The following is an 11,881-nucleotide window of genomic DNA, read 5'->3' as shown; positions in this document are numbered from 1 at the left end:
ATACTAAAAACTAGAAGCCATGTCGCTATTTAGTTGCATGGCACTGGTTGCAGCTATCATTAACAGCCGCGATACTTGCCTGGCGCACAGCCACTTCTTTTGTCAGATCACGCCAGGAAATATATTTTAATGCTCCCGACGGGCAAGCATCGACACACATGGGATTCCCATCACAAAGATTGCACTTTGTCGCCTTCTTGGTTTCTGGATCCACTGCGGTCATTTCCCAAGGACAGGCCCGGGTACAAATGCCACAACCTACGCATTTGCTGCTATTGATTTCCCTGGCCCCTGTTACAGGATCAGCTTCGATGGCACCATTTGGGCAGGACATGGCACAGGGAACCGGATGGGCGCATTGTTTACATGTTTCTTGGATTATACGGGAATTACCGTATTTGCCTTCTTTGCGCCAGTATCCATATTGGACTCCTTTAGGACCAAAGTTTAAGTTGCGGTATATTTTTATTCTGGCGATGAAGGGATGGGATTTTCCTTCCTTAAATTCCGTACAAGCCAGCTCGCACCGACGGCAGCCAACGCATCTGGATGGTTCGGCTAAAATTACACCTTTGGATTTAACCAAAAGCGGCACTTTACCCTCTGTAGCTGCATAAGCGCCCAGGGCGCCAAACAGGGTCATTCCCGCTACTCCGGCTGCGGAAAAAATTCCGCCTTTTAAAAATTTACGCCTGCTGATGGCTTTGCCAAGTAAATTGGAGACGTTCCCCTCGCTGTCAGCAATTACTCTTTTCTCTTGTTCAGACATCCTTAAACCTCCTTCAATTCTCTCTTAGGCCAGTAATTTTCATATCCACCACTACCCCCTCACCCTTAAAGCACCCCTATCTCCCCCCTAACTGTTTGGCAGAAATTTACGGTATAAAAAAAGCCCTCAAAGTGAGTTATAATCTGCACTTTTGGGCTTTGTCTCGAGAACTGGAAGCCTCCAAGTTTAGAAGGAAAAATATTTTTCTTCTTCTCCTTTCCCTTGGGAGGCATACCCGTTTCCCAGTATACCCTAGCGGCTGCATACCATAGTTTCCCTTTAGGTAACACAGCTCGGAGAGATACGCTTATTTAATTTTCTAATTTCGCTGTACGCAGTCAAATTGTAGATCAAGTGTATTTTTTATTAGACATTTTACTTGTATTTCCTTCCACAAATTCCAAATTGCAGGTTTTTTCAATACTCTTTATAGCATTTCGCAACACTTTACATGTTTTTGTAAGGATTCTGCCATACTTTTTAAATCTATTGTTGTTTTCACAAATAATAAAAAAAGATAAGCCAGCGTACAAACCGTACCTGACTTATCTTTAAAGATGCTTTTGTGGCAAGTTGCGGGGACCTCAATGCTTATCCTTCTCCAGAGCTTCTACCACGGCTTTATACAGCTCTCGCTTTGGCAACTTGTACTTTTGAGCAACCTCCTTAATTGCTGCCTTACGGTCTTTTCCAGTTCCTTCTAACTTAAAAACCTCTTGTAAAAGTGCATCCAAACTGACTTCAATGCCTTTTTCCCCGTTTTCTTTCCCCTTAATTATCAACGTAAACTCGCCTTTGGGTGCATGAGTCCCATAGTACTCTACCAGACTTCCCAGTTTCCCCCGCTGTATTTCTTCATGTATCTTGCTGATTTCCCTGACCAGTGCCACATCCCTGTCTCCCAGAAAATCATATAAGTCCCGCAAAGTGCTTAAAAGCCGGTGGGGAGCCTCGTAAAGAATTATGGTACGGCTTTCGTTTTGCAGCCCTTCCAAAACGGCCTTTTTGGCCTTGGCACCCCGGGGTAAAAAACCTTCAAAAACAAAGCGGTCCGTAGGGAGCCCAGAAACCACCAGAGCAGCTAAAGACGCTGAGGGGCCGGGAACCGGGATTACTCTCAGCCCCGCCTGCACCGCTTTCAGCACCAGCTCATGGCCGGGGTCCGAAATGCCAGGCATGCCGGCATCGGAAATCAGGGCCAGCTTTGTCCCGGCCAACATCTTTTCGAGCAGATCCTCTCCCTTTGCTTTTTCATTATGCTGATGGTAACTGGTCAAAGGGGTGTGTATATCGTAATGGGCTAAAAGCTTACGGCTGTGCCTGGTGTCTTCAGCGGCGATGAGGTCAACCTCCCGCAGTACCCGGAGCGCCCGTAAAGTAATGTCTTCCAGGTTTCCGATGGGAGTTGCCACTAAATATAAACATCCAGCTTCATTTGCTATGTGGTTCATTTGACACCATCCTGCATATTGCAGCCGGCAAATATCTGCTGCATTTCCAAGGAATAACAACCTGTTTCCCGGTAAACGAACAAAGGCGGAAGCAAACTTAAATTCCTGGCAGAGCCTTTGGTCGCTTCCAGCAAAAACATTGTTGCCGCACGCTGTCTATTGGGGTGAACCGGCTTTAACCTGGTCGGGGTTAATTTATATTTGGCCAGTAACCCGAAAAGCTCCGGCAGCCGCTCCGGGCGATGAACAATTGCCAAATGCCCTTTGGGCTTTAATAACCGTGCCCCCACTTTAACTATATCTTCTAATTCGCATTTAAGTTCATGCCTGGCAATCGCTTGGCTTTCCCCCGCGCTTATTTTGCCTGATGTCTTTTTATAATAAGGGGGATTGGAAAGCACCAAATCCCATAGCCCGTTAAACTCCCTGCCAAGCTCCCTAAAATCAGCCTGACAAACCGATATTTTATCAGTCTTGTTGTTTAAGGCAACGCTCCTCCTGGCCAAGTCGGCCAGGTGCGCTTGGATTTCAACACCGGTGATTTCTAAATCCTCAAGCCTTGTGGAGAGGAGCAAAGGAATCACTCCGCTGCCCGTACCCAGATCCATTATTTTAAATCCGGGCTTAACAGTAGCAAAGCGGGCTAAAAGAACTGCATCCAGGGAAAAACGGTACCCCTTTCTGGGTTGGTAAATCATCAGTCCGCTATCCGTCAGCTTTTCCAGTTGCACATCTTCATCCGGTTCCATCTTCTTGACTCCTACAATTTCTAACGGTGTAAAAATCCAAGGCAAAACAGGCAGTCTTCTCCTTCGTTTCTGGCAGTAGCAAAGTGTGCAGGGCAGATATGAAAACCTTCTTCATATAGCCTGGCCAGGTTGTCAAAACCTTCACCTTGGGATTTTTTGGCATAAAGTTTGGCCCGCAGTTGCTGGTTCTGGTCTTCCAGCGCATACACCCGCATTTTTAGTTCCCTGACCTCGTCCAGTATCTCTGTCAATCTATTCTCCAGATCGATCAACGCTTCAGTTAGTCTCATATCTCTCCCCCCTCCAAGGAGCTATACCCCTGCTTCTGAATTTTCTTCCAGTTCACTTACTTCGCCTGCCTCAAATTCTACAACCCGTTTGTCGGCAAGCTCTACTGTCACTTTTTCCTTTAAAACATTGGCGCTTATCACGTTACCCGACCCCAAAGGGGTAAGAACAGCCATCCCAGCATCTGGTACCTTTTCCCGGGATTTCTCGTAAACATCGTTTTCAAATTTCAAGCAGCACATCAAGCGGCCACAGATCCCTGAAATTTTGGTCGGATTTAAAGACAGGTTTTGGTCCTTTGCCATCCTGATGGAAACTGGCTCAAAATCCCCCAAAAAGGAGGAGCAGCATAATATTCTGCCACATGAGCCCAACCCGCCCAGCATTTTCGCCTCATCCCTGACCCCTATCTGCCTAAGCTCAATCCGTGTTTTAAAAATAGCCGCCAGGTCCTTCACCAGCTCCCGGAAATCAACACGTCCTTCTGCCGTAAAGTAGAAAATAATTTTGCTGACATCAAAAGTATATTCTACATCGATCAGCTTCATGGGCAGCTCGTGTTCAGCTATTTTCTTCAGGCAAATTTGAAATGCTTCCTTTTCTTTTTCCTTGTTTAATGCAACCTGGGCGTCATCTTCTGCCGTAGCCAACCTGATTACTTTTTTCAAAGGAGGAACTACCTCCGACTCATGTACTAACTTGGGGGCCACAACCACTTCCCCGTATTCAATACCACGAGCTGTCTCGACAATAACATGCTGGCCAAGGGAAATGTTTAATTCCCCGGGATCAAAATAATAAATTTTTCCTGCTTTTTTAAATCTTATTCCTACAACCTTAACTTTATTTTCTTCCATACTTGCTGCTCCTTTTTGGGGTGATCTTCTAACCTCAGCTGATAAAGTAAACTTGGCTTGCGCCAAGCCTTAGCGCACCAGAATTTCTAGCATTATATCTCATAATGCGTAGAAATTCCAATCCTTTAGGATGCCAGAATTTCTAGCGTTGTGTTTGCACAATGCGTAGAAATTCCAATCCTTTAGGACCGGCGGAAGCCTAGTTGTCCTTATGCGCCGTGAAATTTATACTTTCTGAATAGCCAAGCAAATCATGGAGTTTTAAAAAGAGCACATCAAGCGTCAGCCTGGGGTTAGCGTTTTGTTTTAACCTTTTAAGAGCCTCACTAATTAAAGCAACCGCTTTTTCGGAACGCTGGGGAGCAGGCCAATGCTCACCCACCATCTTTTGGTTACTCACTAGTTTGACACAGCTGGTTTTTTCCCATACCAGCACATCCCTAAACCACCGCATTAGAAATTCCAGTGTAGGCTGCAAATATTGGTCTTTTTCCATCTGAGCGCTTAAAGCAAGCAGTGCCAACCGGTCCTGCCTCTTTAGAACTTCCAGGATCCGTTCCGGAGAACGCCACTGGTTATCCTCACTCCAGCTTTCCCAAATTTTAAGGGCCTGGCTGACGCTTCCCCCGGCGAGTTCGCTTAAAAGCGAAGCCTTTTCTTCTGGAATTCCTGCTTCCTCCAGCAAAATATCCCTTATGATTCTCGGAGCAAGGGAATTAAACCTGATTAACTGGCACCTGGAAATAATGGTTGGCAGTACCGCATACATGCTGCCCGCCAGCAGTATAAATACATTATCCTTTGGCGGTTCCTCTAAGATCTTTAGCAAACAGTTGGCCGCCTCTTCCGTCATCTTCTGAGCATCATCGATAATTATCACTTTATACCTGCTGTCCAGCTGTTTAAAAGCGCTCTGAGCCTGAATCTCCCTGATCTGCTCAATCTTAACCGTACTGCCCTGCGGTTCTACCAAGTATAAATCAGGATGATTGCCATGTTCCATTTTCAAACAAGAGTTACACACCCGGCAATGCTTGCCGTCTTCTCCTCTTTTGCTGCAGTGTAAAGCTGCAGCAAAAGCAAAAGCAGCAGTCTTTTTACCCACACCTTCGCACCCCAAAAAGAGGTAGGCATGGCTAATCCGGTCGTTTAATAACGCCGTTTGCAGCTGCATTACAGCTTGTGCTTGTCCCTTGATTTCCGTTAAACTTTTCATAACATCAATTCCCGCTTATAGACCAGTTTGTTTTAAAATCTCTATGATTCTCTCTTGAACTTTTTCCACCGTGCCTTTGGCGGAAATGACTTTTATCCTTTCCTCCTGCCGTGCCAAGGCTAGATACCCTTCACGGACCTTGCGGTAAAATTCCACGGATTCTTGTTCCATGCGGTCGAACCCCTCTTGTCCATTGCATCGGGATGCAAGACGGGCCAAACCTTCCTCCGGCTCCAAATCCAGCACTATTGTTAAATCAGGCTTTATCCCTCCGGTGGCAAAACTGTTAATAGCGGCTATATCTCCCGCTGCCAATCCCCGCCCTATACCCTGATATACTATTGTGGAGTCAATAAAACGATCGGAAAGCACAATTTTCCCGGAAGCCAGAGCAGGGGCAATCACTTCTGCCACATGCTGGGCCCTGGCGGCAGCATACAGCAGGGCTTCTGTTTCAGGAGCTATGCCGGCAGAACCCGGGTCAAGCAAAATACTTCTAATCTTTTCAGCCAGTGACGTGCCCCCCGGCTCCCTGGTCAACAGCACTTCATGTCCCCGTTCTTTTAAATACTGCCCTAAGAGCTTTACCTGAGTCGATTTACCGGTGCCGTCAGGCCCTTCCACAGTTATAAAAAATCCTGCCAAAATAAATCCTCCTAGTTCGAGTCAGCAGCAGCGCCTTTGGGTCGAGTCCTCAGCCCCATTCCCTAGTCCCCAGGATCGTCTAAAACCCACATCCCTAGTCCTTGCTCGTTAGTCCTTAGTTGCATGTATGGCTTTTGCGGAAAAAGCCCACGGCTAATTGCTGATAGCTGAAGGCTGACAGCTGACGATGGCGCAGCTAGCTGGTGACTGCAAATTATATATCCAAGATTTTAACTGTCCTAAGCGTTGGGTCACTGGGTCCTTGCCAGTGAACGTCCTGCTTTTTTAAATCTTGAATAGTTTCTAAAATAAATGGCTCAAACCTCTCCCCGAGGCAAATCAAAGGTATGCCCGGCGGATAAGAAGCAATGGTTTCTCCACTGATTTTACCCGCTGCCTCGGAAATGGGGATTTCCCTCTGGGGGCTGAAAAATGCCTCCCTGGGAGACAATATGAGCTCCGGCAACGGGGGAAGCTCTTTTCGTTTTCCCTCCAATTCAGAATAATCACCGGCTAATGCAAAACGAACGCTTATATCCCTCAAGGCAGCCACCAAGCTCTCTAGGACTGGTTCATCGTCCCCTAGAGTCAACATGGCCAGCACATAACTCTCTTGGGCCATTTCCACATCTACCTTGTAATCTTGATGCAGTATTGCGGCCAATTGGTGACCGTTTAAAGTGCCACAGCATCCAATTAAAAGCTTTGTCGCATCAAAGGCAAGCTCCTGTTCATCTTTAAGTATTTCTGCATCAGGGCAATAAAAACCTCTGATTTGGTTAATTTCCCTTCTAGCCCGACCGCAGAGTTCCAAAAGCTGCTCGAGCTCCTGTCTCCCCTGGAGAGCCGCTTGCTGGCGTGCCGCATCCAATGATGCCAGCAGCACGTAGGAGGGGCTGGTACTTTGCAGCAAACTCAAAGCATTTCTGATTCTGGATACATCAGACAGGTTGCTCACATGAAGCATGCCTGTTTGGGTAAGGGAACCAAGCGTTTTATGGGTTCCGTGAACGACAGCGTCCGCTCCGTATTTAAGGGCTGGAACAGGAAGGGACGAATGAAAATAAAAGTGTGCTCCGTGAGCTTCGTCCACAATCAGCTGCAGCTTATGCCCTTGGACAACCCTAGTTATTTGCGATAAATCAACCGCAATTCCCTCGTAGGTGGGACTGACCATACAGACTACCCTACAGTCCGGGTATTTGGCTACAGCGTTCTGCAGGTCCTTAGACTGAAGAGGCAACGGTAGCTGAGCAAAACCGTACCGGGCCGGGACATAGATCGGCCTGGCACCGCTTAAAATCAGCCCATGCAGCACAGAGCGATGCACACCCCGCGGAACAATAACCCTGCTGTGAGGTGAACCAAAAGCCAAAATGGATGCTGCAATGCCTGCGCTGGCGCCGTTGACCAAAAAAAAGCTTGCTGCTGCACCAAATAAGTCCGCAGCTAGTTTCTCTGCCTGTGCAATTACACCTTGGGGGTTATGCAGGTCATCCAAACCGGGCAGTTCCGTCAAATCAGCAGCAAAAGTCTTTTGGCCCAGCAGCTCTTCAATTAACTGGCCGCGCCAGCGCCCTCCCTTGTGTCCGGGCATATGCAGGCGTAACCTTTGCTCCGAAACATATCTTAATATAGTTTGCACCAGTGGCAAATCACTTTGTGTCAAATCCAAAAACCCCTTATTTTACGGGCGTAGCTTTCTGATGCTAACTCGCACCAATTTTTTATAATTGTAACATAACATGCTTCTCCTTGCTATCAAGTTCTATATTCCATGTATGTTTAGTAATTTCTGGGGGAAAATAACAAAAAAAGCGTAGGTGATTATGCAATGCTGCTTGATCTTGATCTAAACGCTCTCTCGAAAAAACTGAAAGTCAATACGGCAAAGATCATTAAAGCCTGGAAGGCGGGAAAACGCGATTGGGACATAACCCAATCATCAGGCATTGAACAATGGAAACTTAATTGGCTGCGCCGCGAACTACAGCACGAACGTTGGAAAATAACCATTAAACGCAAAAGTTTACTCCGAAATAAAGGAACCTCAGCCAACAGGGAACTTTGGCTACAGCAAAAGTCCTAGTTAAATAAGCAAGCTGGGGACAAATTTAGTAATTTTTATGCAATGATTTTATACTCAAAGTGAAACAAACCGGCCACTTAGATGGCCGGTTTATAACCAAAGCTTCTTCAACTTGCCTACAAAATATGTGTACCTTGTATCACTTTGAGGTAGACATGTAAGTTCTTTTTCACAGTACTGACAAAGGAAATTGCCCGTAACCACTACTCCATCATTAATGCCCTTTGGCGGCACTTTCCCGCAAACTATACAAACGGGCAGAAGCTTTCTCTTGCTGGCCATTTTTTCACCCGCCTTAGCTAACACTGCTTTTATTTTATGCCTTATAGCTTGTGTAGGTGCGTACCCTCTCTGGGTAAAAACAAAGCAGGTTTATAACACCTGCTTTGTTTTCGGGGTCATTGCTACAGCTAGTGCCACAACTAAATATGGATATCTTGCTGCGACTGGTGCAATTGTCAAGGAATAATTAACAAACCCCATTACTATTTTTCCCCACGCTGCTATAAATATACAGCTCCCGTTAATTTTTTCTTTGCACACCATTCACATCAACATAATAATCTTCCTTGTAAATTAATTCAGATATAGGTACTATCTTAAACCCCCTGCTATGCAAATTTTCTAGGATAGGCCCTAATGCTTCCGGTGTATGCGTTGCATTATTGTGAAATAACACTATGCTCCCGTTTTTCACCCGGCTGGTGACTCGCTGGTATATTTGCTGGGCTGATAAGTCCCTCCAATCGAGGGAGTCCACGTCCCATTGGATAGCGTGTAAACCAAGACGCTGCGTGACAGTAATCAATGTGTTGTTATAGCTGCCGTAAGGGGGCCTGAAAAGAATAGGCTTAAAACCGGTAATTTCATAAATTTTGTTATAATTATCCTGCAGTTCTTTAACCATAGCTTCTTCCGACAGTTTTTTAAAATCTGGATGCGTGCTTGAATGCAAACCCAACTCATGACCTCGCTTTACAATTTCCTTAGCTTCCTCCGGATACTTATCTAACCAGATGTTTACCAGGAAGAATGTAGTTTTAACATTATACTTATCAAGCGTATCCAGCAATTGCTTGGTATAAGCAGCTCCCCAAGTGGCGTCAAAAGAAATTGCTACCTTTGGTTCATCAATTCCGACACAGTAAATCGGGTGCAGCTTTTTTACCCCGGTTACAAAGCTGACCAATGCTTGAGAAGGTCCGGCCAATGGTCCCTTCGTCAAAAAAATACCTACTGCCAAAAACAGCAAAAATAACAAACCTGATTTAAACCAACGAGGCACTGCCAAAACACGCATCTTTTTCCCTCCCCAATAATAACCCTAGTGCATTTTATTGGCATATCTCATATGCTATGACAGCTGGGAAATATTGCATGGGAGTAGATGACTAAAAAGCCTAGCTATATAAGTAGCTAGGCTTAAAAATTAAATTCTGGCAGTGACCTACTCTCCCAGGGCTCGTGCCCTAGTACCATCGGCGCTGGAGGGCTTAACTTCCGTGTTCGGAATGGGAACGGGTGTATCCCCTCCGCCATTACCACCAGAAATGCTTTATTCATTTTTAGCGCCATCTCCAGCGCCGAACTCGGCGTCCCACAGGGACTCCCTCGCTTCGCTCGGTCGCTGGTGACTTAACTTCCGTGGGCGGATTGTGTTCGGGTGTATCACTCCGCCATTACCACCAGAAATGCTTTATTCATTTTTAGCGCCATCTCCAGCGCCGAACTCGGCGTCCCACAGGGACTCCCTCGCTTCGCTCGGTCGCTGGTGACTTAACTTCCGTGGGCGGATTGTGTTCGGGTGTATCCCCTCCGCTATTACCACCAGAAATGCTTTATTCATTTTTAGCGCCATCTCCAGCGCCGAACTCGGCGTCCCACAGGGACTCCCTCGCTTCGCTCGGTCGCTGGTGGCTTAACTTCCGTGGGCGGATTGTGTTCGGGTGTATCCCCTCCGCTATTACCACCAGAAATGCTTTATTCATTTTTAGCGCCACCTCCAGCGCCGAACTCGGCGTCCCACAGGGACTCCCTCGCTTCGCTCGGTCGCTGGTGGCTTAACTTCCGTGGGCGGATTGTGTTCGGGTGTATCACTCCGCTATTACCACCAGAAATACCTTATTCTGCTTGCTTTGTGGTCAGCTGTCAGCCTTCAGCTTCCCAATCATTTCTTTTTAGTCTTTTTGTTTTTAGCTGACAGCTGATGGCTGACAGCTGCCGGCTATTTTGTTCTCTCAAAACTGCACAGCGATTATTGGCTTTAAAGGATTCTTGCCTCTCAGCTGCCAGCTGATGGCTTTTATGGTCAAGCCCTCGACCAATTAGTACTAGTCAGCTCCACGCCTTACGGCGCTTCCACTCCTAGCCTATCTACCTGGTATTCTTCCAGGGGTCTTACTGGTTTTATCCATGGGAAACCTCATCTTGAGGGGGGCTTCGCGCTTAGATGCTTTCAGCGCTTATCCCTTCCAGACTTAGCTACCCAGCTGTGCCGTTGGCACGACAACTGGTACACCAGCGGTCTGTCCACCCCGGTCCTCTCGTACTAGGGGCAGCTCCTCTCAAGTTTCCTACGCCTGCGACGGATAGGGACCGAACTGTCTCACGACGTTCTGAACCCAGCTCACGTACCGCTTTAATGGGCGAACAGCCCAACCCTTGGGACCTACTTCAGCCCCAGGATGCGATGAGCCGACATCGAGGTGCCAAACCTCCCCGTCGATGTGGACTCTTGGGGGAGATAAGCCTGTTATCCCCGGGGTAGCTTTTATCCGTTGAGCGACGGCCCTTCCACTCGGTACCGCCGGATCACTAAGCCCGACTTTCGTCCCTGCTCGACTCGTCAGTCTCGCAGTCAAGTCCGTTTCTGCCTTTACACTCTCCGGATGATTTCCAACCATCCTGAACGAACCTTTGGGCGCCTCCGTTACTCTTTGGGAGGCGACCGCCCCAGTCAAACTGCCCACCTGACACTGTCCCAACACCCGTTTAGGGTGCCTGGTTAGAATTCCGGTACCTCAAGAGTGGTATCCCAACGCCGACTCCACTGAAACTTGCGTCCCAGCTTCTAAGTCTCCCACCTATTCTGTACATGACGTACCAAAACCCAATGTCAGGCTACAGTAAAGCTCCACGGGGTCTTTCTGTCCTGTCGCAGGTAACCCGCATCTTCACGGGTACTACAATTTCGCCGAGCCCCTCGTTGAGACAGTGCCCAGATCGTTACGCCTTTCGTGCGGGTCGGAACTTACCCGACAAGGAATTTCGCTACCTTAGGACCGTTATAGTTACCGTACGCCGTTTACTGGGGCTTCGGTTCAAAGCTTCTCCTCTCGGATAACCTTTCCCTTAACCTTCCGGCACCGGGCAGGCGTCAGCACCTATACTTCATCTCCTCGATTTAGCAGGCACCTGTGTTTTTGTAAACAGTCGCCTGGGCCATTTCTCTGCGACCTCCTCTCGCTCGTATTTGCTCTATACTCACGATACCGAGGTACCCCTTCTCCCGAAGTTACGGGGTCATTTTGCCGAGTTCCTTAACGAAGGTTCTCTCGCGCGCCTTAGGATTCTCTCCCTACCTACCTGTGTCGGTTTACGGTACGGGCACCCATTCCCCTCGTTAGAGACTTTTCTTGACAGTTTGGGATCAGTTAGTTCGCTACTTCTCTTTCGCTCCCCGTCACCTCTCAGGCCTCTCGTGAGACGGTTTTGCCTGTCTCACACCCTACTGGCTTGGACGCACTCTTCCAACCGTGCGCTTAACCTACCCTCCTGTGTCATCCCTTCCTCAAGCGGTTAATGGGTGGCATCGGAT

11 protein-coding genes, 5 rRNA genes and 1 riboswitch (1 of these 17 cut by a window edge) are annotated in these 11,881 nt (G+C 47.6%); of the genes, 1 reads left to right on the top strand and 15 read right to left on the bottom strand.

What is annotated here, in order from left to right:
* Window positions 1-25 precede the first annotated feature (25 nt).
* From EYS13_RS13435 to EYS13_RS13400, 8 genes are all read right to left on the bottom strand, one after another.
* Window positions 26-769 carry a 4Fe-4S dicluster domain-containing protein gene (locus tag EYS13_RS13435; RefSeq protein ID WP_227763742.1) on the bottom strand — a complete coding sequence of 248 codons (744 nt, stop codon included), beginning with the start codon at window positions 767-769 and terminating at the stop codon, window positions 26-28.
* Window positions 770-965: 196 nt separating this feature from the next.
* Window positions 966-1,080, bottom strand: a riboswitch (molybdenum cofactor riboswitch).
* Window positions 1,081-1,353: 273 nt separating this feature from the next.
* The gene (gene rsmI, locus EYS13_RS13430; RefSeq protein ID WP_227763740.1) at window positions 1,354-2,220 is read right to left on the bottom strand and encodes a 16S rRNA (cytidine(1402)-2'-O)-methyltransferase; all 867 of its coding nucleotides are present in this window, start codon (window positions 2,218-2,220) and stop codon (window positions 1,354-1,356) included.
* Window positions 2,217-2,969 (bottom strand): tRNA1(Val) (adenine(37)-N6)-methyltransferase, encoded by a 753-nt coding sequence (locus tag EYS13_RS13425; protein WP_227763738.1) that lies wholly within the window; start codon window positions 2,967-2,969, stop codon window positions 2,217-2,219. The genes rsmI and EYS13_RS13425 overlap by 4 nt, the downstream gene beginning before the upstream one ends.
* A gap of 20 nt (window positions 2,970-2,989) precedes the next feature.
* Window positions 2,990-3,259, bottom strand: a complete 270-nt coding sequence (locus tag EYS13_RS13420) for an initiation-control protein YabA (RefSeq protein ID WP_227763736.1) — start codon at window positions 3,257-3,259, stop codon at window positions 2,990-2,992.
* 21 nt (window positions 3,260-3,280) lie between these two features.
* The gene (locus EYS13_RS13415) at window positions 3,281-4,114 is read right to left on the bottom strand and encodes a PSP1 domain-containing protein (RefSeq protein ID WP_227763734.1); all 834 of its coding nucleotides are present in this window, start codon (window positions 4,112-4,114) and stop codon (window positions 3,281-3,283) included.
* Between the two features lie 199 nt (window positions 4,115-4,313).
* Window positions 4,314-5,330: a DNA polymerase III subunit delta' gene (holB, locus tag EYS13_RS13410; RefSeq protein WP_227763732.1), complete on the bottom strand. Its 1,017-nt coding sequence runs from the start codon at window positions 5,328-5,330 to the stop codon at window positions 4,314-4,316.
* A gap of 15 nt (window positions 5,331-5,345) precedes the next feature.
* Window positions 5,346-5,975 carry a dTMP kinase gene (gene tmk / locus EYS13_RS13405; RefSeq protein ID WP_227763730.1) on the bottom strand — a complete coding sequence of 210 codons (630 nt, stop codon included), beginning with the start codon at window positions 5,973-5,975 and terminating at the stop codon, window positions 5,346-5,348.
* Between the two features lie 214 nt (window positions 5,976-6,189).
* Window positions 6,190-7,644, bottom strand: coding sequence for an aminotransferase class I/II-fold pyridoxal phosphate-dependent enzyme (locus EYS13_RS13400; protein ID WP_227763728.1), 1,455 nt, complete (start codon window positions 7,642-7,644; stop codon window positions 6,190-6,192).
* 165 nt (window positions 7,645-7,809) lie between these two features.
* Here EYS13_RS13400 and EYS13_RS13395 point away from each other — a divergent pair, with 165 nt between their 5' ends.
* Window positions 7,810-8,064, top strand: a complete 255-nt coding sequence (locus EYS13_RS13395) for a hypothetical protein (RefSeq protein ID WP_227763720.1) — start codon at window positions 7,810-7,812, stop codon at window positions 8,062-8,064.
* A gap of 90 nt (window positions 8,065-8,154) precedes the next feature.
* On the opposite strand, the gene EYS13_RS16650 is transcribed toward EYS13_RS13395, so the two are convergent.
* The 7 genes from EYS13_RS16650 to EYS13_RS13375 form a co-directional block, all read right to left on the bottom strand.
* Window positions 8,155-8,346, bottom strand: coding sequence for a sigma factor G inhibitor Gin (locus EYS13_RS16650; protein ID WP_227763717.1), 192 nt, complete (start codon window positions 8,344-8,346; stop codon window positions 8,155-8,157).
* 241 nt (window positions 8,347-8,587) lie between these two features.
* Complete coding sequence (locus EYS13_RS13385) at window positions 8,588-9,364, bottom strand: polysaccharide deacetylase family protein (protein WP_227763709.1); 777 nt, start codon at window positions 9,362-9,364, stop codon at window positions 8,588-8,590.
* Window positions 9,365-9,498: 134 nt separating this feature from the next.
* Window positions 9,499-9,613, bottom strand: a 5S ribosomal RNA gene (gene rrf / locus EYS13_RS13380).
* Window positions 9,614-9,780: 167 nt separating this feature from the next.
* A 5S ribosomal RNA gene (gene rrf, locus EYS13_RS16645) occupies window positions 9,781-9,896 on the bottom strand.
* 26 nt (window positions 9,897-9,922) lie between these two features.
* Window positions 9,923-10,038: ribosomal RNA gene (rrf, locus tag EYS13_RS16640) — 5S ribosomal RNA — on the bottom strand.
* Window positions 10,039-10,064: 26 nt separating this feature from the next.
* A 5S ribosomal RNA gene (gene rrf / locus EYS13_RS16635) occupies window positions 10,065-10,179 on the bottom strand.
* 189 nt (window positions 10,180-10,368) lie between these two features.
* Window positions 10,369-11,881: ribosomal RNA gene (locus EYS13_RS13375) — 23S ribosomal RNA — on the bottom strand (it continues 1,425 nt past the right edge of the window).

Source organism: Zhaonella formicivorans (genome assembly GCF_004353525.1).
GTDB lineage: Bacteria > Bacillota > DUOV01 > DUOV01 > Zhaonellaceae > Zhaonella > Zhaonella formicivorans.
This window is presented reverse-complemented; position numbering and strand designations above follow the sequence as displayed.

Bases quoted from the DNA above. Each gene is read 5' to 3' on its own strand.
- EYS13_RS13435 (WP_227763742.1), bottom strand. From the start codon at position 769: ATGTCTGAACAAGAGAAAAGAGTAATTGCTGACAGCGAGGGGAACGTC.
- rsmI (WP_227763740.1), bottom strand. From the start codon at position 2,220: ATGAACCACATAGCAAATGAAGCTGGATGTTTATATTTAGTGGCAACT.
- EYS13_RS13425 (WP_227763738.1), bottom strand. From the start codon at position 2,969: ATGGAACCGGATGAAGATGTGCAACTGGAAAAGCTGACGGATAGCGGA.
- EYS13_RS13420 (WP_227763736.1), bottom strand. From the start codon at position 3,259: ATGAGACTAACTGAAGCGTTGATCGATCTGGAGAATAGATTGACAGAG.
- EYS13_RS13415 (WP_227763734.1), bottom strand. From the start codon at position 4,114: ATGGAAGAAAATAAAGTTAAGGTTGTAGGAATAAGATTTAAAAAAGCA.
- holB (WP_227763732.1), bottom strand. From the start codon at position 5,330: ATGAAAAGTTTAACGGAAATCAAGGGACAAGCACAAGCTGTAATGCAG.
- EYS13_RS13395 (WP_227763720.1), top strand. From the start codon at position 7,810: ATGCTGCTTGATCTTGATCTAAACGCTCTCTCGAAAAAACTGAAAGTC.
- EYS13_RS16650 (WP_227763717.1), bottom strand. From the start codon at position 8,346: ATGGCCAGCAAGAGAAAGCTTCTGCCCGTTTGTATAGTTTGCGGGAAA.
- EYS13_RS13385 (WP_227763709.1), bottom strand. From the start codon at position 9,364: ATGCGTGTTTTGGCAGTGCCTCGTTGGTTTAAATCAGGTTTGTTATTT.